At 66.4% G+C, this 25,507-nt stretch carries 22 protein-coding genes; 11 read left to right on the top strand and 11 right to left on the bottom strand.

Annotation, left to right across the window (positions count from 1 at the left end; all coding sequences use genetic code 11):
- Positions 1 to 7 precede the first annotated feature (7 nt).
- Positions 8 to 1,237 (top strand): acyl-CoA dehydrogenase family protein, encoded by a 1,230-nt coding sequence (locus tag NNX37_RS09575; RefSeq protein ID WP_255792260.1) that lies wholly within the window; start codon positions 8 to 10, stop codon positions 1,235 to 1,237.
- On the opposite strand, the gene NNX37_RS09570 is transcribed toward NNX37_RS09575, so the two are convergent.
- The 4 genes from NNX37_RS09570 to NNX37_RS09555 all read right to left on the bottom strand — a co-directional run bounded on the left by NNX37_RS09570 (position 1,234) and on the right by NNX37_RS09555 (position 4,666).
- On the bottom strand, positions 1,234 to 2,502 hold the full coding sequence (locus NNX37_RS09570) for a D-arabinono-1,4-lactone oxidase (RefSeq protein WP_255792258.1): 1,269 nt from the start codon (positions 2,500 to 2,502) through the stop codon (positions 1,234 to 1,236). The two genes, NNX37_RS09575 and NNX37_RS09570, sit on opposite strands and share 4 nt — an antisense overlap.
- A 139-nt stretch (positions 2,503 to 2,641) precedes the next feature.
- Positions 2,642 to 3,463, bottom strand: coding sequence for an SMP-30/gluconolactonase/LRE family protein (locus tag NNX37_RS09565; protein ID WP_255792256.1), 822 nt, complete (start codon positions 3,461 to 3,463; stop codon positions 2,642 to 2,644).
- Between the two features lie 88 nt (positions 3,464 to 3,551).
- Complete coding sequence (locus tag NNX37_RS09560; protein ID WP_255792255.1) at positions 3,552 to 4,133, bottom strand: TetR/AcrR family transcriptional regulator; 582 nt, start codon at positions 4,131 to 4,133, stop codon at positions 3,552 to 3,554.
- Between the two features lie 68 nt (positions 4,134 to 4,201).
- Positions 4,202 to 4,666, bottom strand: a complete 465-nt coding sequence (locus NNX37_RS09555) for a GatB/YqeY domain-containing protein (protein WP_255792254.1) — start codon at positions 4,664 to 4,666, stop codon at positions 4,202 to 4,204.
- Positions 4,667 to 4,814: 148 nt separating this feature from the next.
- Here NNX37_RS09555 and NNX37_RS09550 point away from each other — a divergent pair, with 148 nt between their 5' ends.
- From NNX37_RS09550 to NNX37_RS09525, 6 genes are all read left to right on the top strand, one after another.
- Positions 4,815 to 5,267, top strand: coding sequence for a Fur family transcriptional regulator (locus NNX37_RS09550; protein ID WP_255792253.1), 453 nt, complete (start codon positions 4,815 to 4,817; stop codon positions 5,265 to 5,267).
- 129 nt (positions 5,268 to 5,396) lie between these two features.
- The gene (locus NNX37_RS09545) at positions 5,397 to 5,669 is read left to right on the top strand and encodes a hypothetical protein (RefSeq protein ID WP_255792252.1); all 273 of its coding nucleotides are present in this window, start codon (positions 5,397 to 5,399) and stop codon (positions 5,667 to 5,669) included.
- 54 nt (positions 5,670 to 5,723) lie between these two features.
- A complete protein-coding gene (locus tag NNX37_RS09540; RefSeq protein WP_255792251.1) occupies positions 5,724 to 6,695 on the top strand; it encodes a LysR family transcriptional regulator in 972 nt (323 codons plus the stop codon).
- Positions 6,696 to 6,771: 76 nt separating this feature from the next.
- The gene (locus NNX37_RS09535; RefSeq protein WP_255792250.1) at positions 6,772 to 8,361 is read left to right on the top strand and encodes an ABC-F family ATP-binding cassette domain-containing protein; all 1,590 of its coding nucleotides are present in this window, start codon (positions 6,772 to 6,774) and stop codon (positions 8,359 to 8,361) included.
- Between the two features lie 62 nt (positions 8,362 to 8,423).
- Complete coding sequence (locus NNX37_RS09530) at positions 8,424 to 9,728, top strand: cation:proton antiporter (protein WP_255792248.1); 1,305 nt, start codon at positions 8,424 to 8,426, stop codon at positions 9,726 to 9,728.
- A 57-nt stretch (positions 9,729 to 9,785) separates the two neighbouring features.
- On the top strand, positions 9,786 to 10,517 hold the full coding sequence (locus NNX37_RS09525; RefSeq protein WP_255792246.1) for a YqjF family protein: 732 nt from the start codon (positions 9,786 to 9,788) through the stop codon (positions 10,515 to 10,517).
- Here NNX37_RS09525 and NNX37_RS09520 read toward each other — a convergent pair.
- The 5 genes from NNX37_RS09520 to NNX37_RS09500 all read right to left on the bottom strand — a co-directional run bounded on the left by NNX37_RS09520 (position 10,466) and on the right by NNX37_RS09500 (position 17,682).
- Positions 10,466 to 11,014 (bottom strand): SRPBCC family protein, encoded by a 549-nt coding sequence (locus tag NNX37_RS09520; protein WP_255792245.1) that lies wholly within the window; start codon positions 11,012 to 11,014, stop codon positions 10,466 to 10,468. The genes NNX37_RS09525 and NNX37_RS09520 overlap by 52 nt on opposite strands.
- Positions 11,015 to 11,107: 93 nt before the next feature.
- Entirely contained in the window at positions 11,108 to 13,411 is a 2,304-nt protein-coding gene (locus tag NNX37_RS09515; RefSeq protein ID WP_255792244.1) for an alkaline phosphatase, read from the bottom strand.
- A gap of 149 nt (positions 13,412 to 13,560) precedes the next feature.
- Entirely contained in the window at positions 13,561 to 14,181 is a 621-nt protein-coding gene (locus NNX37_RS09510) for an L-threonylcarbamoyladenylate synthase (RefSeq protein WP_255792243.1), read from the bottom strand.
- A 142-nt stretch (positions 14,182 to 14,323) separates the two neighbouring features.
- Entirely contained in the window at positions 14,324 to 15,940 is a 1,617-nt protein-coding gene (locus NNX37_RS09505; protein WP_304659255.1) for an HNH endonuclease, read from the bottom strand.
- A 701-nt stretch (positions 15,941 to 16,641) separates the two neighbouring features.
- Positions 16,642 to 17,682 carry a glycosyltransferase gene (locus NNX37_RS09500; RefSeq protein ID WP_255792242.1) on the bottom strand — a complete coding sequence of 347 codons (1,041 nt, stop codon included), beginning with the start codon at positions 17,680 to 17,682 and terminating at the stop codon, positions 16,642 to 16,644.
- Positions 17,683 to 17,778: 96 nt separating this feature from the next.
- Between NNX37_RS09500 and NNX37_RS09495 the strand changes: the two genes are divergently transcribed.
- The 4 genes from NNX37_RS09495 (at position 17,779) to NNX37_RS09480 (ending at position 23,761) form a co-directional block, all read left to right on the top strand.
- Entirely contained in the window at positions 17,779 to 18,012 is a 234-nt protein-coding gene (locus NNX37_RS09495) for a zinc-ribbon domain-containing protein (RefSeq protein ID WP_255792241.1), read from the top strand.
- Positions 18,013 to 18,312: 300 nt separating this feature from the next.
- Positions 18,313 to 19,944 (top strand): ribonuclease J, encoded by a 1,632-nt coding sequence (locus NNX37_RS09490; RefSeq protein ID WP_255792830.1) that lies wholly within the window; start codon positions 18,313 to 18,315, stop codon positions 19,942 to 19,944.
- A 287-nt stretch (positions 19,945 to 20,231) separates the two neighbouring features.
- Positions 20,232 to 22,322, top strand: a complete 2,091-nt coding sequence (locus NNX37_RS09485; RefSeq protein WP_255792239.1) for a transglycosylase domain-containing protein — start codon at positions 20,232 to 20,234, stop codon at positions 22,320 to 22,322.
- A 101-nt stretch (positions 22,323 to 22,423) separates the two neighbouring features.
- Positions 22,424 to 23,761 carry an alpha-amylase family glycosyl hydrolase gene (locus tag NNX37_RS09480; protein WP_255792238.1) on the top strand — a complete coding sequence of 446 codons (1,338 nt, stop codon included), beginning with the start codon at positions 22,424 to 22,426 and terminating at the stop codon, positions 23,759 to 23,761.
- Positions 23,762 to 23,772: 11 nt separating this feature from the next.
- On the opposite strand, the gene NNX37_RS09475 is transcribed toward NNX37_RS09480, so the two are convergent.
- Both NNX37_RS09475 and NNX37_RS09470 read right to left on the bottom strand, forming a co-directional pair.
- A complete protein-coding gene (locus NNX37_RS09475) occupies positions 23,773 to 24,522 on the bottom strand; it encodes an SDR family NAD(P)-dependent oxidoreductase (RefSeq protein WP_255792237.1) in 750 nt (249 codons plus the stop codon).
- On the bottom strand, positions 24,519 to 25,217 hold the full coding sequence (locus tag NNX37_RS09470; RefSeq protein WP_255792236.1) for a TetR/AcrR family transcriptional regulator: 699 nt from the start codon (positions 25,215 to 25,217) through the stop codon (positions 24,519 to 24,521). The genes NNX37_RS09475 and NNX37_RS09470 overlap by 4 nt, the downstream gene beginning before the upstream one ends.
- Between the last annotated feature and the right edge of the window lie 290 nt (positions 25,218 to 25,507).

Genomic DNA, 25,507 nt, shown 5'->3' with positions numbered 1-25,507 from the left:
GCCTCCCATGACCGTCACACAGTCCGCGCGTGCCGCCTTCGACCCCACCGCTTTGGACGGCATCGACGCCGACCTGTACCTCCTAGATGAGCTGCTCGATGACCAGGCCCGCGACGTCCGGGACCGGGTCCGCGCATTCGTGGACAATGATCTGCTGCCGGTCATCAACGACTACTGGGAACGGGCCGAGTTCCCGTTCGAACTGGTCCCCAAGCTCGCCGCGCTGAACATTGCCGGCGGCACCATCTCCGGCCACGGCTGCCCGGGGCTGAGCCGGATCGCCGCCTCCACGGCGGCCGCCGAGCTTGCCCGGGGCGACGGCTCCATCAACACCTTCTTCGGCGTCCACTCCGGCCTGGCCATGGGCAGCATAGACATGCTCGGCAGCGAGGAACAGAAGAAGCGCTGGCTGCCCGCCATGGCGCGGTTCGAGAAGATCGGGGCCTTTGCCCTGACCGAGCCGGGGCACGGATCCGACTCGGTCTCCCTGGAAACCAGCGCCCGGCGCGACGGCGATTCCTACATCCTGAACGGCAGCAAGCGGTGGATCGGCAACGCGAGCTTTGCCGACGTCGTCATCATCTACGCCCGCGACGAAGCCGACGGCGCCGTGAAGGCGTTCGTGATGGAAAAGGATGCGGACGGCAACCACCCCGCCGGCTACCGCGCGGATGTGATTACCGGAAAGATCGGCAAGCGGGCCGTGCTGCAGCCGGACATCCTCATTGAGGACCTGCGCATCCCCGCGGCGAACCGGCTGGAGAACTGCAACTCCTTCAAGGATGTCAACAAGGTGCTGGCGGCGACCCGCGGGGGAGTCGCGTGGGAGGCACTGGGTCACGCGGTGGCCGCCTATGAGATTGCCGTCGCCTATGCCAAGGACCGGGTGCAGTTCGGCCGGCCCATTGCCGGGTTCCAGCTGGTGCAGAACAAGCTTGCCAATATGCTTGCGCAGCTGACCGCGATCAAGCTGACCTGCTTCCGGCTCAACGAACTCGGCGACGAAGGCAAGATGACCGGCCCGATGGCGTCCATGGCCAAGATGTTCGCCGCCCGGCAGGGCCGCTGGATCTGCTCGGAGGCACGCGACATCATGGGCGGCAACGGCCTGCTGCTGGAAAACCACGTGGCCCGGCACCTGACCGACATGGAGGTGGTGTTCACCTACGAGGGCACCGATTCCATGCAGTCGCTGATCCTGGGCCGGCACATCACCGGCCTGTCGGCGTTCGCCTAGCCGGCGAGGAGGCCTGCCGGCAGGACTTTCCGGGCGAGGAACGGGTTCACGAACTTGCGCTCCGGATCCAGCCGGCGGGCCAGCTGCTGGAAATCGCCGAGCCGGGGGTACAGCTGCAGGAGCTGCGCGTGCTCCAGAGTGAACAACTTCCCCCAATGCGGGCGGGCCCGGGAGGGGGCCAGAGCGGCTTCCAGCTCCGGCAGGAGGGCTTCGACGGCGTCCTGCCGGGGTTTCCAGGTGAAGTGGAAGGCCACCGTATCCCGGCCGTAACTGGTGCTCAGCCATAAATCGTCCGCGGCCACGGTCCGGATTTCAGCCACCAGCAGCAGGGGCGCTATCCGTCCGGACATGGCACGCAGTGCCCGGAGTGCCTCGACCGCGGACGCCCGGTCCACCAGGTATTCGCTCTGCAGCTCATCTCCGTTGCTGGGCATAAAGCCGAGGCGGAAATGGGAGAGCCGGTCGGACCAGGATCCCGGAACACCCAGCTGCCCGGTGCAATTCACCGGACTCATGCCCGGCACCGGGTTCCGGGGGACGTCGGAGGCAGCTGCACCGAAGAAGTCCTGCCTGCCGGCATAGGGCTGCTCCCTGTCCATCCGGCTCTTGAGCCACACCTGCGAGGCGGCGGCGCCGGTGAGGTTCCCGAAGATACTCACGCTGTATGCGGCAGTGGTGATGGTGTCGAAGTGCTCCTCCACAGCCGCCCACGGCAGGTCCGTGAAGACATCCTGGCGGACCTCGTACGCCGGTTCGATGTCCAGCGTAATCCGGGTGACCACTCCCAGGGCGCCCAGGGGCACCACCATGCCGCTGAAGTCGGGACTGCTGCGGTCGACCCGGAGCAGGCCGCCGTCTGCCGTGACCAGTTCCAGGGCCGCGACGGCTTGCGCCAGGTTGCCCGTGCCGGAACCGTGAGTGGCAGTGGCAACGGCCCCGCCCACGGAAATGTGCGGCAGAGAGGCCATGTTGTGCAGCGCGAAGCCGTGCTCCACGAGGAAGCCGGCGACCTCCCCGTATCGGGTGCCTGCGTTCACTGTTACGGTGCGGGCGTCTGCATCCAGCACCATCGGGCCGCCGAGCTTTTCCAGGTTCACGAGGACGCCGGGGGTGTCGGCAATGCCGTTGAACGAGTGCCGGGTGCCGAGGGTGCGGACCGCGGCAGCCGCCGCGACGGTTTCGCGCACTTCGTCAATGCTGGCGGGTTGGGTGATCTCTTCGGGGGAGTAACGCAGGTTTCCCGCCCAGTTGTATTCCTCTAGCACGCAGCCGTCCTTCGAATGATGTGATGGCGGTTGCCGGCGTACGGCTCCTAACCCCTGGAGCAGACGATAGTAGGCTGCGGCGGGTTTTCGTGCATTGACCCGCGGGAGCGGAGCCGTAGTACTGAGGGGCGGGCAGTGCCTAGCGGACCCGCAACCCCAGCACCCGGCCGCTGCCGGGGGCTGCGGGATCCATCACTTCCGGCCACCGGGCAGTCATCATAAACAGCAGTCCGCCGTCAACGCCGCCGGTGGCACAGGAGAAGCACCCCTGGTCCAGCTGCACCGTCTCCACGACCGTTCCGCCCTCACGGACGCGGACGCAGCGTTCCCCCGGCACCTCTGCGAACCAGATGCCGCCGGTGCCGTCCCAGCAGATGCCGTCAGGTGCGCTGCCGGAGACCGCGGCCCATTCCCCGGCGGGGGTGAGGCCGCCGTCGTCGTTGATTGCGAAGGACGTGAGGCAGCCGGCATTGGACTCGGCCACCACCAGTGTGCCGCCGTCGTCGGAGACCAGCATGCCGTTGGGGAACGCAAGGCCGTCCGCCACCTGTTCCACGGACCCGTCCGGGCGGATAAGTGCGATCACCCCGCTGGCCTGCGGGTCGGCGGAATAGTCGTAGCCTATGCCGTTGACGTAAATGCCGCCGGAGGGGTGCACGGCGATCTCGTTCCACGGATAATCCGACAGTCCGGCCAGGTCCGCATGGGGTACCAGGCCGGCATTGGGTACTTCCAGCAGGACCGTTCCGTCCGTTCCGGAGACCACCGCCATCCGGCCGTCCGGCAGCCAGTCAAAGCTGATCGGAAATGACGGAACCGCCGTCACCCGCCGCACATTGCCGGAGGAATCCAGCGCTGAAATGGTTCCGGCCGTCCAGTCCGCGAACCAGAACTCGCCGGCATGCCACCGGGCTGATTCGCCCATGCCGATCCCGGAGACCAGCGTCGTAAGTTCCGCCATGCTGCACCTCGATTTCCAGAGGATCCGGCTTCCAGTATGCCGCGCGCTCCGGAGCGGACAACAGGCTCCCGGAGGTATTGCCGGCCGGTTACGACGACGCGGCGCCCAGCATCCGCAGCGCCAGCCGGCTGTGGTGTTCGCCGATGCCGGCGGCCGTCTGCCGTCCGTCCCCCCGGTACCAGCGGGCCACGTCCACGCAGAGCGAGAGCAGGGCCAGGACCGCAAGGCCCGTGTCCTCGACGTCGAACAGTCCCTGCCGGCGCCCGCGGTCGACGACGGCGCGGAACTCGGCGTCCACGGACCGCCGGATTTCCAGGACCTCGGCCCGGTGATCCTCCGTGAGGGCCGCGAGCTCGAAATTCACCACGCTGGACTTGGTGCGGTTGGCCGCCTGCCATTCCACAAAGTCGCGCACCATGGTGCGGATCTGCTGCACCGGATCGGTGCTGGAGGCCACCCCGGTGCGCACCAGGTCCAGCGTGCGCTCATGACCGACCCGGGAGATGCTGTACAGCAGCTCTTCCTTCGAGCGGTGGTGCACATAGACGGCGCCGGGGGTGACCCCCGCCGCCGTCGCAATGTCCCTGGTGGTGGTGCCGTGGAAACCTTTTGCTGCGAAGGCTTCCGTAGCGGAATCCAGCAGGCGCTGGCCCGTGCCGGTTGCGGGCACCTGTACCTCCGTTGGTGAGCGGAATGAGCGTTCAGCAACCAGAGTAACAGCGGGGGATCGCGCTGCGGTCAGGCCAGACGGGACCGGACAATCTCGCTCACTGCCTTGCCGTCAAACCGCCCTGCCACCTTGGCGGTAACCGGCTTCATCACGGAACCCATCTGGCGCATCGAGGGTTCTTCGCCGCCCGCGCGCAGTGCCGCGATGGCTTCGTCCACAATGGCTTCGACGTCGGCCCGGGTCAGGGGAGCGGGCAGGTAGGCCTCGATAATCTCCGCTTCGGCAATCTCTGAGGCAGCGCGGTCAGCCTCGCCGGCCTCCGTGTAGATCCGGGCCGTGTCGCGGCGCTTCGCGGCTTCCTTCTGCAGCAGGGACACAATCTGGAGGTCATCGAGCTCCACCGGGGTCTTGCCTGACTTTTCCCGGGTGGTGATTTCACCCAGGACGTTGCGCACGGTGGTCAGGGCCGTCCGGTTGCCCGACTTCATGTGGGTTTTCATGTCCGCCTGCAGCTGTTCTTTCAAAGTGCCCATGGTGTTCCTTCTGTTGGTTCTTCGTCACTTCCCTCTATCGTCCCCTACCCGGGCGTCTCCTGCGGCAACGGTCACAGCGTCCGGAATCACAGCGCAAAAGGCCGCTAGTTGTCTTGAGCCAATCAAAACAACTGATAGGGTTTTTGTTATGCAGGAAGCGGCGGACACAGCACAAACCCTGGCCGGGAATATCCGGTCCGCGGGGCTGAAGTCCACGTCACAACGCGTTGCCGTCCTGGCAGCGCTGCAGCAGGCACCGCACTCCAGCGCAGACACCGTTCTGGTTTCCGTTCGATCGGAGTTGCCGGGTATTTCCGCCCAGGCCGTCTACGGCATCCTGTCCGCCTTCACCGAGGCCGGACTGGCACGGCGGATTGAACCCGCCGGTTCGCCTGCACTGTACGAATCCAGGGTGGGGGACAACCACCACCATTTGGTCTGCATCCGCTGCGGAGCCATCAAGGACGTCGACTGCGTGATTGGCCAGGCGCCCTGCCTGACCCCGGCCGACGATTCCGGTTTTACCGTACTGGCTGCCGAAGTAACCTTCAGCGGCATCTGCAGCACCTGCGCACAGCAGGCGGAGACCTCCGCCCGCTAAGGCGCATTACCGCCACTACTAAGGGCGGGCACTATTCAACGGCGACACACTACCGGGCTTAACGCTGCCCGGAATCCGTCGCCGCGGTGGCCCGAGTCTCACCCCGCTAGCGTCAACTGAGGAGACACCATGACCACCCTGATGAACCGACCGACTACGACCCACACTGCCGAACGCGCCGCGTCGAACGAATACACCGCCGCGGCTCCGGCTGCCCGGACCCGCCGCCGGGGTACGTACACCACCTGCTATGACAGCCCGCAGGGAACCCCGCGTCCCGCCGGGAGCTACGTCTCGCTCGGCCGCCGCGCCGTTACCCGCCCCCGGAACATGGGGAGCTACGTAGACACCTCCGCGTACCGCAACCGCCGCCCCGAGGGCGCCTACACCCTGCGCGGCTAAGCCCGCGGCCGGCCATAAACCGCCTGCCGGGGTGCTGCTGGGTACTGTAACGGCATGAAGAACATGGACCTGAACCTGCTGCCTTTATTGCAGGTGCTCCTCGAAGTGCGCAACGTGACCCGGACCGCGGAACGGCTGAAGCTGAGCCAGCCTGCCACGAGCGCTGCGCTGGCGAAGCTCCGCCGGCATTTCGACGACGAGCTGCTGGTTCGGAGCGGCCGCCACTATGAGCTCACCCCCTTCGCCCAGGCACTTGTTCCCGTGGTTGACGAAGCGATGCTGCAGATCCGGCGCGCCATCCGTATCCGGTCCGGTTTCGAGCCGCTGACAAGCACCCGGGGGTTCACGATTTCGGCGTCGGACTATGCCTCCGCCCTCATCGTGGGGCCGCTGCGCCGCATTCTGCGTGAGGAGGCGCCAGGAGTTTCCGTTGACTTCGTGCCGAATTCCGGTTTTACGGGGCAACTGGCCGAACTGACGCGGACGGACCTCCTGGTGGGTCCCGTGGGCTACGGCATGCAGGGGACCCACCGGGAGCTTTTCCGCGACGGATTCGTGGCGGTCACCGGCACCGGCAACGAACTCCTGGCCCGGGAATCCCTGACCCTCCTGGACCTGGCGTCCGTACCCCAGGCTGTGGGCTACATCGGCGACGGCATCCTGACCCCCGCCGACCGGCTCTTCGACGACCGCGGCCTGAAGCGGAACACAGCAGCGGTGGTTTCCGGTTTCCTGGCCCTGCCCACGCTGGTGGAGGACACGGACCTCGTGGCCCTGGTGCCGCGGATGCTGGCCGCACGGTCGCAGCGCGGCGCAGACATCGCGATCCTCGAACTGGCGGACAGCGGTGCCGCCGCTTTGGTCGAGGCGCTCTACTGGCACCCCTCGCTGGCGGAGGACCCCGCCAGCATGTGGCTCCGGTCGGTGGTGCACCGGGCCTGCTACCGCCTGCCCGAGCAGTGGCCCGCCGTGGTCCATCCCGTGGCGGTCGGCCTCGGGGATGCCCGCGTCACGTACGTCGGCTAGCACCGGGCTGCGGCGGTAGGATGAATGGTCGAAAGTCCCGCGGGGCGAGAAAACCCAACCCCTTTGAGAGGACACCATGAGCCTGATCCGGCTGCAGGACGTCAACACTTCCTTCGAGAACAAGCAGGTCCTGCGCGAAGCGTTCCTGCGGCTCGAGCCGAAGGACCGGATCGGCCTGATCGGCAGGAACGGCTCCGGCAAGTCCACCCTCCTGAAACTGGTCCTGGACCAGGTCCAGCCGGATTCCGGCACCGTGACCGTGGAGCCCGGAGTCAGGATCGGCTACTTCTCCCAGTTCTCGGAACTGGACGGACAGGCCAGCATCGCCGAGATCCTGGACGCCGTCTTCACGGAGATCAAGGACGTCGAGGCCGAGCTGGCCGGGATTGATGAAGCCATCGCCGCCAATCCCGCGGACAAGGAAATGGACCGGCTGATCCGCCGCCAGTCGGAACTGTTCGAAACCATGGACCGGTTGGACGGCTGGGACTACCCGCGCCGCATCGATACCGTGCTCACCACGCTCGGATTCACTGCCGCACACCGCATCTGCCCCATCGATGCGCTTTCCGGCGGCTGGCGGAACCGTGCGGCACTGGCAAAAATCCTGCTGGAACAGCCTGATGTCCTGTTGCTCGACGAACCCACCAACTTCCTGGACGTGGCCGGCGTCGAATGGCTCGAGGGCTGGTTCCGCGACTTCCGTGGAGCGGCCATCATCGTTTCCCACGACCGGAAGTTCCTGGACGCCGTCGTCACCCGCATCGTGGAGGTGGAGAACTTCCACCTGCACGAATACCCCGGCAACTTTGCCGAGTACGTGGTGCAGAAACAGTTCCGGCTCAAGAACCTCCAGGCGCAGTTCGTGCATGAGGCGGAGCTGCTGGCCTTCGAAGCCGAGGGCATCGCGGACCGCCGCGAGGCAGCCAAGGCCGGCGGACGGCTGAGCACCCAGCTGGCCCGCATCAAGAAATCCCGGGCGCCGCGTCCGGTGGATGAAATCATCACCGGAATCTACGACGGACTTCACGTCAAGGACGTCCTGGGCCGAGTCCGCGGTGTGTCCAAGTCCTACGGCGACAAGGTGCTCTTTGAGGACCTGAGCTTCGAGGTGAACAAGGGCGACCGCATCGCCGTGACCGGCACCAACGGCAGCGGCAAGACCACGCTGCTGCGCGTGCTCACCGGCGAGGAGAAGCCCGACGCCGGCGACGTCGCCTGGCCGAAGGGCCCCGCCATGGTGTCCTACAACCAAATGCTCACGGAGCTCGACGACGCCGACACCGTCACCCACGCGGTGAACTCGCTACCGGGTTCGCTGGCGTTCAGTGCCACGAAAAAGTCCGTGAACCGGTTCCTGACCATGTTCCAGTTCTCCGAGGCGGACCTGACCTCCAAGATCGGCAATCTCTCCGGCGGGCAGCGTGCCCGCGTCGCGATGGCCCAGTGCCTGCTCTCGGGCGCTCCCGTCCTGCTGCTGGACGAACCCACCAACCACCTGGACATGTCCAGCACCCAGGTAATGGAACGCGCCCTCCTGCATTTCCCCGGCGCCGTCATTGTGGTCAGCCACGACCGGTTCTTCACCGAAAAGATCGCCACCCGCTGGCTCGTGTTCGGGGCCGAAGGAGCGGAACCGGGGCAGGTCGACATCCGCGAGGCGTAAACCGCCCGCGCCGGTTCGGCGCGGCACCTGTCAGCGCGCCCGGAACCGAGTAATCTCGGGGGGTGTTTGACGGACCCAGCCTCGTATTCTTCGCCGCCGGCCTTGCAGTCTTCCTTGCCGCCGTGCTGCCCAAACTGCTGCGCAATGTTCCGGTGTCCATGCCCATGGTCTTCCTGGGTGCCGGGATCCTGGCGTTCAGCCTTCTGAAGGACCTGCCGGACCCGGATCCGGTGCGCTACGGGGAATTCACCACGCACCTGACCGAGGTGTGCGTGATCATTTCCCTGATGGGTGCGGGACTGGCACTGGACCGTCCGGTCGGCTGGCGGCGCTGGTCCACCACCTGGCGGATGCTGGGCATCGCCATGCCGCTGAGCCTGCTGGGCCTGACCCTGCTGAACCTCTGGGTCCTGGGCGTCGGCCTCGCCGCGGCCATCCTGCTGGCCGCCGCGCTGGCCCCGACCGATCCGGTCCTGGCCTCCGAGGTCCAGGTGGGCGAACCCGCCGACGACGAAGAGGAGGACTCCGAAGGTGAAGCTGAGGACGAGGTCCGGTTCGGCCTGACCTCCGAAGCGGGACTCAATGACGGCCTGGCGTTCCCGTTCGTGTACCTCGCCATCGGCATGAGCCTGGTGGGGACGGCGCCGTCCGACTGGTTCCCGCACTGGATTGCCGTCGACGTCTCCTGGCGGATCGGCATGGGCGTCCTTCTGGGTTTCCTGACCGGCAAAGTACTCAGCCGGCTCTTCTTCTCCGCACGGCTGGAAAGCATCCGCCTGTCCAACCACTCCGAAGGCTTCGTGGCCCTGGCGGCCACTTTCCTGGCGTACGGAATCACCGAAATGCTGGACGGGTACGGGTTTGTCGCCGTCTTTGTCTGCGCAGTCACCATCCGGGCCGCGGAACGTACCCACGGCTACCACCGCGTGCTGCACAGCTACGTGGAGCAGCTGGAACGGCTGCTGACCGTGGTCCTGCTGCTCCTGCTCGGCGGCGCCATTGCCCGCGGACTGCTGTCCGGCATCGGCTGGCGTGAAATGGTGGTGGCGGCGGCGTTCCTGCTGGCAGTCCGTCCCCTCGCCGGATGGCTGGGCCTGCTGGGCGGCAAGCCGGGCCCCCGCGAGCGGATGGCCATCGCCTTCTTCGGAGTCCGGGGGATCGGCTCGCTGTATTACCTCGGCTATGCCCTTGGCAAGGGACACTTCGACCATGCGGAGCAGCTCTGGGGACTGGTTGGCCTGGTGGTGGCGTCATCCGTCGTGCTGCACGGCGTCACGGCGGCGCCGCTGATCAACCGGCTGGACCGGATCCGGAAGAAGACGGCAGTGGAACGCTTCGGTGAAGAACGGCCGGACACCGCGGTCTAGACTCCGGCCGCCGGGTCTGCGCTGTTCGCCCGGCGGTCCCGCTGTTACCTTGGCGCCATGGCTTCACACGCGCGCCGCGTGCCGGACCCCCCGCCTGCCGGACCGCGGGTTCCCCCGCCGGTCCTCATGGCCCAGACCTGGGCCGCGGCTGTGTTCCTGCACTGGCGCATCGATCCGTCCCTGGCAGCGCCCTACATGCCGCCCGGCGTCGAACCCGATGTTTTCCACGGCTCCACGTGGGTGGGGCTCATCGGCTTCCGCGCACCGGAGACCCGGCTCGGGAGGGTTCCGGTGCCGTTTTTCGGTTCCTACACCGAGATCAACGTACGCCTGTACTCGCGGGGCCGTGACGGCAGCCGCGGGGTATTGTTCCGGAGCCTGGACGCCTCCCGGCTCGCCCCGGTGCTGGCGGCCCGTTCGCTGCACATTCCGTACGTCTGGTCCCGGTGCCGGCCCAGGCGTTCCGGCTGGGGGCTGGGGTACGACGTCGCCCGGTTCGGCAGGCAGGCCCGCTCATCCTTCGCCGTGGTGCCGGACTATGGGCGTACCGCAGACGACGATCTGTCCATCCTGCTCACCGCACGTTTCGGGCTGCATGCTTGCCTGGCGGGCAGGACGGTTTTTATTCCGATCTCGCACCGGCCGTGGCCGCTGCATCCGGCCCGGCTGACCCACCTCCACGACGAGCTGGTGCCGGCCGCGGGGCTGCCCGTCGAAGGGCCGCCGGACGCGGTGCATTACTCGCCCGGAGTGAGGACGCTGTTCGGCTGTCCGCGGCGGGTGGCCTGAGCCAGTTCCCGGCGCAGCCCGCGTTCGCCCTGCCGCATCAGCAGGGCATGGGCGGCCGTGAAGACGGGCCGGGCCACCGGGGTGAGCACACGCATCCAGCGCCGGGTGGGCCGGACCCGCCAGTCAATGTCCATCCGGGTCTGCGCCGGGACACCCGGGGCCGGGGACGCGACGGGGAACAGGCGGATCCGTCCGGTGCCCGCCAAGTCGCCGCCGGCGTCGAACTCTATGATCCGGGGGCGGGCCGCAGACGTGGGATGGACGGTGATGGACAGCCGGTAGCCCAGGGAGGCGCGGAACTGCAGGCGGACGGTGGTGCCGAGCAGCCGGGTGACCGGATCCGCGGCGTCCGCAGAGGGGTCGGTGGCAAGGTCCTGCAGCGTGCACCCCGGCCACCAGCGGGGCCAGCTCATCTCCGGGCTGGCAACGGTCTCCCAGACCGCCTCCGGGGTCGCATCGAGCAGCCAGCTGGAAGGAAGAATGTAGAGACCGGGCATCCCTTCAGCATGCCATTGGTACTTGCTGCGTGCCGAAACGGGCCACCGTGCCGGGACCGGTGCTGTGGTCCCGGCACGGTGCTGCGTTGACGCTTAGCGCTGGTAGGCCCGGGGCAGATCGAAGCCCCGTTCCGCCATCACCGCGCGCAGCCTGGTGGGGTAGTCAGTGATGATCCCGTCCACGCCCAGGTCAATGAGCCGGTGCATGTCGGCCACTTCGTTGACGGTATAGGGAATCACCGTCATGCCGAGGTTGTGCGCGTCGGCCACCATCTCCGCCGTGACGGTGGTGAAAACGGGGGAGAGTACGTCATAGCCCTGGGCATGGGCGGCACGGACCACGGAACCGCCGAAGTCGTCAATGTCGATTCCGCCCAGCTCCGGGGCAGCTCCGGGCTGGCCAACGCCGAGATCCTCCGCGGTGCCGGCCAGCGCCACCCGTGTCAGTTCCGGGGCGATCCGCTCGAGCAGGTTCAGGGTGGACCAGTCAAAGGATTGGATGGTGGTGCGGCGCTCCCGGTTCGCATCGCGGACCACGTCCACCACTGCCTCGGTCAGGGCGACGCTGCGCGGTCCGCCGGCCTGGCCATCCTCGACCTTGGTTTCGACATTGAACTGGATTTTGCGGGCCCGGTACTCCCGGGCGAGGCGATAGACATCGCTCAGCTCCGCAATCCGGTTGCCCTCCGCGACATCCTGCTCCGGGTAGCCCGGCAACGGCTGGTAGCCGCAGTTCAAGGTCTGGAGCTGCAAAAGGCTCAGGTCCGCCACGCGGTCGCCCACATACGGGTATTCCGGATCTTCGGCCACTGCAGGCGCGGTATCGGCGCACTTCGTGTCCAGGATGATGTCGTCATGCCAGACGATCACTCGGCCGTCCTCGGTCAGATGGGCATCCAGTTCCAGGGTGGTGACGCCGAGTTCCAGCGAGTGCGCGAAGGCAGCCAGGGATTCTTCGGTTACTTCACCCCGGCCGCCGCGGTGGGACTGGAGGTCAAAGCCACGGTCCGTGCCTGAGCGCATGACCGAGACCATCACGTCGAAGATGCGGGTGTTCTCGTAGACACCGGTCAGCATTTCCGCGCCCGGCCCCATGGCGGTCAGCGGGACGTCGTCGCCCGTGTGGCCGCCGGTGGTCCAGTCAATCCGGAACTGCTGGTCCGAGCCTGCGACGTCGAACGGTCCTTCCTGCACCGGGCTGTCCGGGTTGGAGTCGTCGCCCAGGGGTTCGATGGTCATGCCGCCGGTCTGGTGGTCGCCCACGGTGATCAGCAGGGTGTTCCCGTCCTTCTCGGCGAACTCCTTGGCCAGGGCCACGGAACGGTCGAACTCGATGCCGGACTCAATGGTCAGCGCCCCGTTATTGACATGGCTCATGGCGTCAATGCCTTCTTCTTCGACCATGAGGAAGAAGCCGTTGTCGTCCTGGTTGCCGTTCAGGACGTCAATGGCTTTCCGGGTCATTTCGGTCAGCGGAACCGTGGGGTTGTAGACCTCGTCCACGTCGTCTCCGTATTGGAACATTTCCTCGTTGGCGAACAGTCCGAGCAGCATGTCGCCCTGTGCCGCCTGCAGGCCGGGCAGGTCCCAGACATATTCGTATCCCTGCTCCCGGGCCTCTTCCACGAGGTTGCCCTCTGTGCCGGCGCTCTCCTCGGACTCGTCTTCCGCCGGGTTGTCGGGAAGCCGCCCCGGGTCTCCCGCGGGGTACCAGTAATCCTCGCCGCCGCCCAGGATCACTTCCGGGCGGGAGCTGCGCAGGAACTGGGCGGCAATGGCGCTCTGCTCATCCCGGTCCAGCACATGCGAGCCGAAGGCAGCAGGAGTTGCATCCGTGACCTGTGCGGTGGTGACCAGGCCGGAGGACTTTCCGAGCCGTTCGGCGACTTCCAGGGCCGTGGTGACCGGCTGCTGGTCCAGGTCCACGCCGATGGCACCGTTGTAGGTCTTCACCCCGGTGGCCATGGCCGTGGCGGCGGCGGCCGAGTCAGTGATAAACGTGCCGGGGTCCGCGGAGTTGGTATGTACCCGTCCCACTTCGGGAAGCGAATCCATGGCCAGCTCTCCGGTCAGTCCCACCGAGGCCAGCCGGATGGCGTCCCGCTGCGCGGTGCCCATTCCGTCGCCGACCATCAGGATCACATTGACGGCCTCGTCGTTGCCATGGCCACCGCCGTCGCCGTCCCCGTGCCCTCCGCCGTCGCCTTCGTCGTGCGTGGGCGACGGGGTGGATGTCGGTGCGGGAGGTGTCGACGTCGACGTACCGGTGGGCGACGTGGTGGGAGTGGGTGTGGAGGTCTTGGTGGGCCCGGGATAATCGGCGGGATCGCTTGGTCCGCCGATTGTGCCCGGAAGCCCGGTACCTACACCGCATCCCGCCAGGACACAGATGCTCAATATCGCCGTTGATAGTGTTGTGGCCGTTTTCTTCATGTGGATTCCCCTGCGAGTGCCTAGCGATGGTTCCCCCTGACGCGTGCCAGACTCAGTGCGCGCCAGGGTGGAGTCAACCGCAGGGGCCGATAAAGGGACACCGGCCGCAGGGGTTATTCGAAGGGTGCTGGATCTCCGGTTCCGCGCCGGACGATCACCGGGGAATCACCCGAGAAGTCGATGACGGTGGTCGGATCGGGGCCGCAGAACCCGGAATCGATGACGGCATCCACCTGGTGGTCCAGCCGTTCCTTGATTTCCCAGCCCTGCGTCATCGGATCTTCGTCGCCGGGCAGCAGCAGTGTGCTGGAGAGCAGCGGTTCGCCGAGGCTGTCCAGGATCGACTGCACCACTGTGTTGTCCGGGATGCGCACGCCGACGGTCCGCTTCTTGGGCTGGAGCAGCCACTTGGGGACTTCCTTAACCGCGGGCAGGATGAAGGTGTAGCTTCCGGGGGTGGCGGCCTTAATGCTGCGGAACACCGAATTGTCCAGCTGCACGAACTGTCCCAGCTGGGCGAAGTTCCGGCAGACCAGGGTGAAGTGGTGCTTGTCGTCCAGCTGGCGGATCTGCCGGATCCGTTCCAGCCCTTCGCGGTTGCCCAGCTGTACCCCCAGTGCGTAGCAGGAGTCGGTGGGGTAGGCGATCAAACCGCCGGATTCGAGCAGGTTCACAATCTGGCTGATGGCCCTGGGCTGCGGATTATCCGGGTGTACGTCAAAGTATCTGGCCATTCCACCAGCCTACCGGCGGCGGCCGCTGTCCGGGACTGACCGGGACCCCTGCTACCTGCAGGCGTTCCAGTCGGGCAGAGGGTGGCAGGTGGGGGCAGGGTCGGGTCGGGGGTCGGATCGGCGAGCGCCGGGGGAGTCAGCCTTATGCTGCCCAAACGAGGTCGGCCATCACCCGATCAACAACAGCCGAGACGTCCTCCGGCGTGCCTACCAAGGGTGGCGCGGTGGATCGGTAAGTGTGCCCGGTTGGGGTGGAGGTCTCCACGGTGTGTCCGGGTGATCCGACCATCCCGGGCCCGCCGACCATCCCGATTTCCCCTGCTGCACCTGTTGCGCTCGCTGCACCCGGCGCACCCGGCGCACCGATTGCCCCTGTTGCACCGTTACCACCCAACGCCCCTGCGATGCCCCCAGTGCCCGGAGGTTTGACTACCTCGGCTGACCAGCCCGGGGCTTCCTTGGCATGGTTGCACGCCTCGCAAAGTCCCTGTCCGTTCTCGGCTTTGGTGGGACCACCCCTGCTATGCGGGCGGATGTGGTCGAAGTGCCGGATTGGTGCGCCACACCACGGCATCCGGCAGGTCTGATCCCGTGCGGCGATGAAGCGGGCAAGGGAAGTCGGGAACAGGCGTGCCCTTGCGTCCATGGCCACCAGCTCACCGGTTCCGGGAGCCGCATACAACCTGCGAATGAAGGTCTGGACGTTCCTGTCCTGCCCCCGACCTTCTTGCTTACGTTTAGTCTGGCTCTCCTGCTGGCCCTTGTCCTGGCCCCGACCTTGGCCCTTGTCCTGACCCCAACTCTTGCCCTTGCCCTTTCCCCGGCTCCGGCTCCGGACAAGATCCCGGGCCCACTGCGCCGGAACCGGGCCGTACCCGGGAACGAATGCCGGTTCCGACTCTCCGGCGAGCAGTGTCCGGTCCGTCATCACCAGCTGGACCTCCACCTTCATCGAGTCCGGGTGTGCCTGGCCGGTAATCCGTCCTACAAGGGTGTCCGCCATGATCTGTCCCCGGGTGCGGCCGTCGCCGGCAGCGGTGAGCCGGTCAGCCTCCTGTGACAGGGCAGCGTAAACGCCCACCCCCTGAGCCACTGGGAGCAGGCCTGTCAGGTAGGTCATGGTGTCCGGAGCCGGACGGCAGGACACGAAACGTTCCGAGGCGGCCTTCGCAGCCCGGTTCACGGCGGCCCGCGGGTCCAGACGGTAGGCCGCCGTCCTGGCGCGGGAGATGATCTGCCGATCACCCAGAGTCTCCAGCAACTCCGGATTCCCTGCTATCTCCCGGTCAACACGCTGCCGGTCCTCGACGCTGAGGCACGCCGTCTCCCGCACCAGCAATGTTGCCCGCCACTCGCTGATCTTTCCCTGACTCAGCGCCTGCAGGGTGCAGGGCATTTCCTGCGTCAGCGCCTTGGCGAACCCCAGCAGCCGGCCGCCGCGGTTAGCCGATTCCCTCCGGGCCAAAGCGATCTGCGACGCCACTCCACAGCCCTGCTTGTCCTTTGGCACTTCCGCCAGTGCCTGCTTCCGGCGCTGGGAGGCATCGAACGCCGCAGCCGCTCGGGCCTGTGCCGCCGATGCCGCTGCCTTCAATTCCTCAAGGGCACGTATCCGGTCGATGAGTTCGGCATCAGGCTGCTGTGCGGGTTCGGTCTCGCTCTCGTCGCTGAGCGCGCCAACCCACGTATTCACCAGCACGCTGCTGACACGGGACTTGTCCGGTCCGTAGTGCCGTTGAGAAGGTGAATATTCGAACATGTGTTCGAGTTTATCGGTCCCGGACGGCAAGAGGAAGGAACTAAATACGCGATGTACTACCTGTTTTTGCCGGGCGAGGGTGGTGTTCGGCGTTGGGGCAGGAATCCGGTGATCTGCACGGTGTATAGGGGCACGGTGCCCGACGCCCGCCAGTACGGCGCAGGGAGGTCCGGCCGACGCCGACGCCGACGCCGGTGCGAGTACGGCGCGCAGGGCACGGAGCCCGTGGTCGCCGGCACTTCAGCTGAATCCGAGCCATGCCGGGCCCCGGGGGAATCCCATGCCGGGCCCGGACGAATGCCATCCCCGGTGTGGGAGGCCAAATCCTGAGTGGGAGGCCAAACCCAGCGTGGCTACTCCTTCGACCCGCCGTTAACCGTGGAGCTCCACGCGGCACTATTCCGTAGGAGTGGACCCGGCGTACTGACCCGCGGATCTCATCTGCTCTCGAAGAACCCTTGCGCAGGGGGTGTCCGATCGCGCTCGCAGCACCGAAACCAACGCACGACAGGAACCGCGACACGCACCTGACCACGACAACCGGACCAAGGCAACCGGCCAACCCCCGAGCCAAACACCTGCAGGCGATCTACGGTCCTGACTCGGTGAGTTGCTCTCCCAAACGCCACCAAGAGGCACCTCCATAAACCCGCCTGCAAACCCGGCAGCAAACCCGGCAGCGCTCGCAGGAACCCGGAGGCTTAGCCCAGCATTCGCTGTCGGATCCGGCGGACCGAATGCGCTGCAGTCTTCAGCCGCACACCGGAGTACGGCACCCCGCCGCGCAGCCGCCACTGCACCGCGAGCCAGACACACACCGCCCGCTCGAGAATCCACAACGGAGCCCAAAGGGCCGACGTCGGCCCGAACACCTGCCGCCCGCCGTTGCGCCGGCGTCCATATTCGGCCGCTGCGGCAACGGCAGCAGAAAGAGCCGCCAGTCGTCCAGGCCTGCGGGCGCTGCGCAAAAGCACCGGGAGCAGAGACAGCTCGGCAGCCAACCGCAGCGGCTGGGCCAGATCGTCGTAGGCCTGGCGTACCCGCTGCCGGAAGAACTGCGACGTGGAGGAGGGAAGCCGGGCAACAAACAGGTCGTCGGCGCGCACCTCGGTTCCGCCGGCCGCACGGACAGTGCGCAACAGCTCGAGATTCTCGAACAACGCGTCCCCGCTGTAACCGCCCGTCCGCCGAAGCACCTCTGTCCGCACCGCGAGCGTTCCCGGGTAATCGGCGCCGAACGCACGGTTCAGCAGGGTCCGGCCGGTGTCCCACCGGGCGTGCCACGGCAGGGGAAGGCGAGGGTGCACGGAAGACGGTACGGAGGACGGCAGGGACGAGCGCGCGGAAGGTAGGGAAGCAAAGTAGTTCTGTGGACGGACGACGTCGGCGTCCCCCAGGAGGGCGCAGATTCTTTCCAGCTGCTCCGGGGTGTAGCGGACATCGTCGTCGGCAATCACGAGGTATTCAGCCTCGGCCATGTCGACGCCGGTGAGGACGCCGTTGACCTTGCCGTTTCGGCACTCGGGGTGCCGGGGGCGGTAATGGCGCACCCCGGCAGGGAAGGACCGGGCGTGTGCCGCAAACAGCTCGTCGCCGGAGCCGTCCACCACCAGGACCCGGACATGCGCACTGAGCAGCTTCAAGTAGTCCGCCAGCTCAGCCAGGCCGGTGTCCGCGCTCCATTTCAGCGGCAGCAGGTACTCCAGACGCGGAGGGTCCAAATGCGGAGAGCGGTCGTCCATGCGGGAAAGATATCCACCCCAATCATTGCTAAGCAACCTTAGTAAAGCCCGCGTGTCCCCGTTCCCCGGCCTGCCCCCGCGACGTAGGCTGGTCGGATGTTCGTGCTCATTGGATTCAAAACCGTGCTCCGCACCCTCTTCTCCCGCCCCGCCACCTGCCAGTACTGCGGTGTCTACGCGGAGCAGCAGGTGGAGGAACGTGCCAACCGCCTGACGCTCTTCTTCATCCCGATCTTCACCACCAGCCGCCGCTATGCGTTTACCTGCACCAACTGCGGCCGCAGCACAGGGATCAACCGGTCGCAGAAGAACGCGCTCCAGCGGGCCTGAGGGCCGGCAAAAGCAGCACCGAAAGCCGCCCGCACGTCTCCGCCGATCGCCCGCAGGATCCCCGCCGAAGCACCCTGAGACTCTCCGGGAGAGCCCGGTGTCCCCGGCGCGCCGGAAAAGTCAATAGAATGAAAGAAGCACAACAGCTGCCGGCCCTGTTCTGGCCGCACCACAGACTTCCGGAATGCCGCCGCACGGCTGCCGTTCCACCTGCAAATCCCATCCCCGACGAAAGAACCCTCATCCGTGAATAGAACACCTGCCGTCCTGAAAGCCCCCCGGGAACTAGCCAAGGGAACCATGCGCGTCATGAACCTCGGCGGCCTTGGCGAAATCGGCAGGAACATGACCGTTTTCGAATTCGACGGCAAGCTGCTGATCGTTGACTGCGGCGTGCTCTTCCCCGAAGAAGAACACCCGGGCGTAAACCTGATCCTGCCTGATTTCACTGCCATCCGCGACCGTCTGCAGGACGTCGTCGCCGTGGTCCTGACGCACGGCCACGAAGACCACATCGGCGGCGTGCCGTACCTGCTGCGTGAGCGCTCCGATATCCCCATTGTCGGCTCCAAGCTGACCCTGGCCTTCATCGAAGCCAAGCTGAAGGAACACCGGATCAAGCCCAAGCTGATCCAGGTCAAGGAAGGCGACCGCCGCACCATCGGCGGCTTCGACCTTGAGTTCCTCGCGGTGAACCACTCCATCCCCGACGGCCTGGCCATTGCCATCCGCACGGCGGCCGGCATGGCACTGCACACCGGCGACTTCAAGATGGACCAGTTCCCCCTTGACCGCCGCATCACCGACCTCACCGGCTTCGCCCGGCTCGGCGTGGAGGGCGTGGACCTGTTCCTCACCGACTCCACCAACGCCGAGGTTCCCGGCTTCATGGCCTCGGAAAAGGAACTGGCCCCGGCCATCGACACGGTGTTCCGCACCGCGCCGCGCCGCATCATCGTTTCCAGCTTCGCCAGCCACATCCACCGCATCCAGCAGGTCATCGACGCGGCATCGCGCTACAACCGCAAGGTCTCCTTCGTGGGCCGCTCGATGATCCGCAACATGACCATCGCCGAGGAACTGGGCTACCTGAACATCCCCAAGGGCATCTTGGTGGACTTCAAGTCGCTGCAGCGCACCGATGACCACAAGGTGGTGCTGATCTGCACCGGTTCGCAGGGGGAGCCGATGGCCGCGCTGTCCCGGATGGCGAACAAGGACCACCAGATCCGCATCCACGAGGGCGACACCGTGCTGCTGGCCAGTTCGCTGATCCCGGGTAACGAGAACGCCATCTACGGCATCATCAACAACCTGACCAAGATCGGCGCCAACGTCGTGCACAAGGGCAATGCCAAGGTGCACGTCTCCGGCCACGCCAGCGCCGGCGAACTCGCCTACTGCTACAACATCGTCAAGCCGCGCAACGTGATGCCGGTGCACGGCGAATGGCGCCACCTCAAGGCCAACGGAGCCATTGCGGTGGAGACCGGCATGGATGCCCGCGACGTGGTCATCGCGGAAAACGGCATGACCGTTGACCTGCGCCGCGGCCGGGCAACGATCTCCGGCAAGCACCAGGTGGACCTGGTCTTCGTGGACGGCGACAGCGTCGGCCACACCACCGAGGAAACCTTGAAGGAACGCATGCAGCTGGCCGAGGAAGGTGCCGTAACGGTGCTGGCCCTGGTCGATGCCGACACCGGCACCATCGCCGAGCCGGCTGAGTTCTTCACCAAGGGCTTCACCGTCAAGTCCGAGGACCTGCGCAAGGCGGAGGAGGCGGTGGAGAAGGCCCTGGCCAACGCCGCCACCGGCCGCGGACCGAAGGGCGAGGAGCTCGAAGACGTCATTGAACGCGCCGTCGCCAACTGGATGCGCCGCTTCTACAACCGCACCCCGGCAATCACCGCGATTGTCGTCGACGCCTAAAGAGCCGTTCATGTGAGGCGCCCGCCTCACCGCAAAGGGAGGGGCCGCCGTCGAATATTCGACGGCGGCCCCTCCCTTTGCTATGCGGGTTTCGTGTGATTTTATTCTCTGCGTAACACGCCTCCCGTGCCCCTCGGGTTCTCCGCCGCAGACCCGAAGCCTGCTCCGCTTCCCAGTAACGGCGCGGATTTCGCGGGTCCTGCAGGCCATGCACACATCCGCGCGTTATACCTTTCGGCACAGGGACGGTCAAGAGGCTTCACAGGCAGTGTCGATAAATTGGGCGAATGCGTCCCCCCAAATCCTCATTCTTCCGGAAACTCTCCGTGCCCGGACGGCTCGTTGCGTTCTTCCTCGTCAGCGTGCTTGCCGGCGTGCTGGCAGCCGGCACCCTGATTCCCATTGCTGCTGTGGCGGCCACGGGAACGGATATGGCCGTTGGAGTGCTGGACCAGCTGCCGGATGAGCTGGAAACCGGCCCCCTCGACCAGGGATCGAAGATCTACAGCGCCGACGGCGTCCTGCTGGCCACCTTCTATGCCCAGAACCGGGTTCCGGTGAAGCTGGACGAGATGTCGCAGAGCATGCAGGATGCGATCGTTTCCATTGAGGATGCGCGCTTCTATGAGCACAACGGCATCGACTTCAAGGGCATTGCCCGCGCCGTTGCCTCCAACGCGTCCGGCTCGGACACCCAGGGCGCCTCAACCCTGACCATGCAGTACGTCAACAACGTGCTCATCAGCCGGGACATCGCTTCCGGCAAGGGCGGCAGCGACCTCACGCTCAGCGGCACCAAGGACCTGGGCGACAAACTCCGGGAAGCCAAGCTGGCCGTGGCAGTGGAAAAGGAGTACTCGAAGGAGGAAATCCTCGAGGGGTACCTGAACATCGTGCTCTTCAGCGGGCAGACCTACGGGGTTGAAGCAGCCGCCCGCAGCTTCTTCGGCATCTCCGCCGCGGAGCTGACACCGGCGCAGTCGGCCATGCTGGCCGGCATGGTGCAGTCACCCAGCCGTTTCAACCCGTTCACCAACCCCGAAGCAACGAAGGCGCGTCGGGACACCGTGCTTGCCGCCATGCTGAAGAACGACAAGATCAGCCAGGCGGAGTATGACGAGGCAGTGGCCTCCGGACTGGACCTGAACCCGCAGACAGTGGTCTCGGGCTGCACCGGAGCCGAGATGGCCCAGTACTTCTGCAGCTATGTGGAACAGACGGTCCTGCAGTCCGAAGCCTTCGGTGCCGACGTCAAGGACCGCGCCAAGCTCCTGGCCCGGGGCGGGCTGACCATCAGGACCACGCTGGACTCCCGGCTGCAGTCGCAGGCGCAGAAGCAGATTGAGGCACAGGTTCCGGTGGGGGACGCCTCCGGCGCCGGCTCCGCCATCGTGTCCGTAGAACCGGGCACGGGCAAGATCCTGGCCATGGCACAGAACACCGAGTACACCCCGGAGCTTGGCAACGGAAAAACCCAGCTGAACTTCAACGTGGACGCGGACATGGGTGGAACCCCCTACGGGTTCCAGCCCGGCTCGACCATGAAGCCGTTCACCACCGCTGCCTGGCTGGCAGCCGGCCACAAGCTCAGCGACACCATCGACGCCACGCGTACGTCCTACCCGGCCGGCTTCGACTGGAAGGCCAGCTGCCTCGGCGCGAACGCGGAGTTCGACGAATGGAAATTCAAGAACGCCTCAGAGGGCTATGAAAAGAAGATGACGGTGGCCGAGGGCCTGACGCAGTCCGTCAACACCGCCACCGTGGCTCAGGCTGCCCGGCTCGACCTGTGCGACATCCGCGATACCGCCACCAGCATGGGCGTGCACCGGGCCGTCGACGGAGAACCGCTGGAGGTCACCAGCCCGTCCTTCGTCCTGGGCGGCCAGGAAGTCTCGCCGCTGACCATGGCCTCGGCCTATGCCACCTTCGCCAGCGGCGGCGAGTACTGCACGCCCACCGCGATCACCGAGGTCACCGACGGCTCCGGCAATGATTACGACGTCGCCGGCGGGGAATGCACCCGCGCCATCAGTGCGGACGTAGCCGCTGCCGTGACGCAGCCGCTGCAGAAACTGGTCGAGGGTTCCCCTGGCAGCATCCACCCGATCGGCGTTCCGGCGGCGGCCAAGACCGGCACCACCGACATGTCCGAGCAGACCTGGACCGTGGGCTACACCACCGGCATTTCCACCGCGTCCTGGGTGGGCAACTGGAACTCGTACTCCACGTTGAACAACCAGTCGATCAACGGCGTGACCCGTTCCTATGTTGACGGCTCCGCCATCGCCGGCGCGCAGTGGACCGAGTACATGAGCTCGGCCGCCAAGCTGTACGAGGCGAAGGACTTCCCCTCGGTCCCCGACCGCCTGCGCTAGGGCGCCGGAAACCAGCCGGCGGGGAGGAAATTCCCGAAGGTAAGCGTGCTGATGGCAGACTGTAAGGGGCATTACTCCACCACGCGAAGGGAAGAAATCGTATGACGACGCCGGACTGGGTGGATCACGTGGTGTGGTGGCAGGTCTACCCGCTGGGCTTCGCCGGCTCCGAAAAGGCAGCACTTCCGGAGCAGGCCCCCGCGCAGCACGGGCTGGCGAAGCTGGTGCCGTGGCTGGATTACCTCGTGGAGATGGGCGCCTCCGGGCTCGCCCTCGGGCCGGTGTTTGCCTCCGAGACCCACGGGTACGACACCACGGACTACTACCGCATCGACCTTCGGCTGGGCGACGACGCAGATTTCGACGAACTGGTGACGCAGGCGCACGCCCGCGGAATCCGGGTCCTGCTGGACGGCGTCTTCAACCACACCGGCCGCTCCTTCGCACCCTTCCGGCAGGCGCTGGAGCAGGGCCCGGAGGCGGCGACGGCGGACTGGTTCGGCATCACCTGGCCGCAGGGCTGGACTCCCGGGACCGAACCGGACTACGCGGACTTCGAGGGCCACCACCACCTGGTCGCCCTGAACCACGCCGAGCCGGCCGTGGCGGACTTCGTGGCCGACGTGATGAAGCACTGGCTGCGCCGCGGCGCGGACGGCTGGCGCCTGGATGCCGCCTACGCCGTGCCGTCATCGTTCTGGGCCACAGTGCTGGACGATGTGCGCAGCGAGTTCCCCGAAGCCTATTTCGTCGGGGAGTACATCCACGGCGACTATCCGGCGGACGTGCTCGCCGGCCATCTGGATTCGGTGACCCAGTATGAACTGTGGAAGGCGGTCTGGAGTTCCCTTGCCGAGGCGAACTTCTATGAACTGGCGGCCGCGCTGGAGCGGCACAACACCTTCCTGGCCACCTTCGTTCCGCTGACGTTCATCGGCAACCATGACGTGACCCGCATTGCCAGCCGGCTGGATCCCTCCGGCACGCTGGCACACGCACTGGTGCTCCTGTTCACCCTGCCGGGCACGCCGGTGGTCTATTACGGCGACGAGCAGGGGTACCGCGGCATCAAGGAAGACCGCGCCGGGGGAGACGACGACATCCGTCCGTCCTTCCCCGCTTCGCCGGACGAACTCTCGGCGGTCGGGCAGCCGCTCTACCATCTGCACCAGGAACTGATCGGGCTGCGGCGCCGGCACCACTGGGTGCATGCCGCCCGCACCCGGGTGCACACACTGGCCAACGAGCAGCTCGTCTACGAGGTGTACGACGCCGGCCACTCGCTCTTCGTGGCCATGAACCTCGCGGACACCTCGGTCACCGTGCAGGTGCCGGCCGCCGCCCGGGACGTCCTCGCCGGCGCAGGCGGGCTGGACGGAACGAGCGGGCGGCTGGCCCTGCAGGCGTTGGGCTGGGCCGTTCTCGGCCCTGCGTCTTAGTACAGCTTGGCTTAGTACAGCTTGATGGTGCCGCCGTCGGCCATGAGGGTCTGGCCGGTCAGGTACTGCGAATCCTCGCTGGCCAGGAAGACGACGATGGGGGCAATGTCCGTTTCGGGATCGCCCAGGCGGCCCAGCGGGACGCCGTCGACAACTTCCTGGTAGGCCTCCGGGAACGCCTTGCTCCACTGGACAATGCCGGGAGTGAGCGCGACGGGGGAGACGACGTTCACGCGGATGCCGTCCACGGCCCATTCATTGGCCGCGGTGCGGGAGATGGCGCGGATGGCTTCCTTGGCCGCTGCGTAGGCCACCTGGTTCGGCAGGCCCTTGATACCGGCGCCCGAGCCGAAGTTGATGATGCTGCCGCGGGTCTTCTTCAGCTCCGGGTAGGCGGCGCGCATCAGGTGGAAGGTCGCCATGGTGCCCGTGTTGAAGGACAGGTCCCAGATCTCCTGCGTGGTTTCCATGATGGGTGCCTGCTTGGAGGCGTGCGCATTGTTGACCAGGATGTCCAGGCCGCCGAAGCGCTCCACGGTTTCGGCCACGATGGCTGCGGCGTTTTCGGCCAGCGAGATGTCCTTGGCAATGAAGATGACCTCTCCCTTGCCCTCCAGATCGGCCAGGAGCTTGTCGCCCTGCGCCTGGTCGATGTCCACTACTGCCACCTTGGCGCCCTCGGCGAGGAACCGCCGGACAATGCCCTGGCCGATGCCGCCGGCGCCTCCGGTGATGATCGCGGTCTTGTTGTTCAGTTTCATTTGTTTCCTTCCGTAAAACCGGACGGTTTGTCAGCGTCCGGAGCTTTGTTGAGGTTCTGTTCGACGCCGGCAATGAAGTTCGCGACGAAGAACTCCAGTGACCGGCGCGAGTCCGGATAGCTGATGCCCCGGGCCTGGAACCGGGCTGCCTGCGGATGCTCCACTGCATCGTCCGTGGTCCAGCGGCTATGCCCGGCTGCCGGCTGCCCGGACTTCTCCGGTGCCCCGGAGTGTGCCGCCGCCGCGATGGCAGCCGTGCCGATCACGGCCGCCGAGATGCCCAGCAGGCAGTCAAAGCCGTCTTCTTCACTGAGGCCGGCGGAGCGCAGGCGGGTAAGGACCAGTTCCACCTCGGCCGGCGTTGCCATGTTCACGAGCCGCCGCGGAGTCAGAACAATGCGCAGCAGCCAGGGGTGCGCCGTGAAGGCACGCCATTGGGCGTCGGCCAGATGTTCGAGGGTTTCCTGCCAGCCCAGGCCGCGTCCCGGCAGGAGCGCGTAATCCCCGGCCGCGGCCTCGGCCATCAGCAGCAGCAGGGCACTGCGGTCCGCCACATGGCGGTAGAGCGCCATGGCGGAAACCCCGAACTCAGCCGCCACCCGGCGCATGGATACCGCATCCAAACCGTCCGCGTCAGCGATGCGGACGGCGGCCGCAGCTATGGCAGCGGGGCTGAGGGGCAGGTTCCGTGACAAGGGTGTTCCTTCGGTGGGCGTCAGTTTACAGTGTATACCGGCCCGGGCGGCACTCCGGGGCAGACCCGGAAGACGAGGTCATAAAACGCCCGGTACATGCATTCCGTAAGGGTTTGGCACCCCTGCGTGAGGGAAACGTGAGGATGGTCATCCGGGCGCCGGCGGAGGCATCTAATCGTATGCGGCACAAGGCGTGCCCGTGCTGCCAGGGGCGGCACGTCGACCGGCTGGGGGCAATTCCCGTGCTTGATGTTCTATTTGTGGTGGGCTTCGCAGGGCTTTTCGCTGCG

Origin of the sequence: Arthrobacter zhaoxinii (assembly GCF_024385505.1) — a bacterium.
Classification (GTDB): Bacteria; Actinomycetota; Actinomycetes; order Actinomycetales; family Micrococcaceae; genus Arthrobacter_B; species Arthrobacter_B zhaoxinii.
The sequence above is the reverse complement of the archived record's forward strand: the minus strand, read 5'-3'. Positions and strand labels throughout refer to the sequence as shown.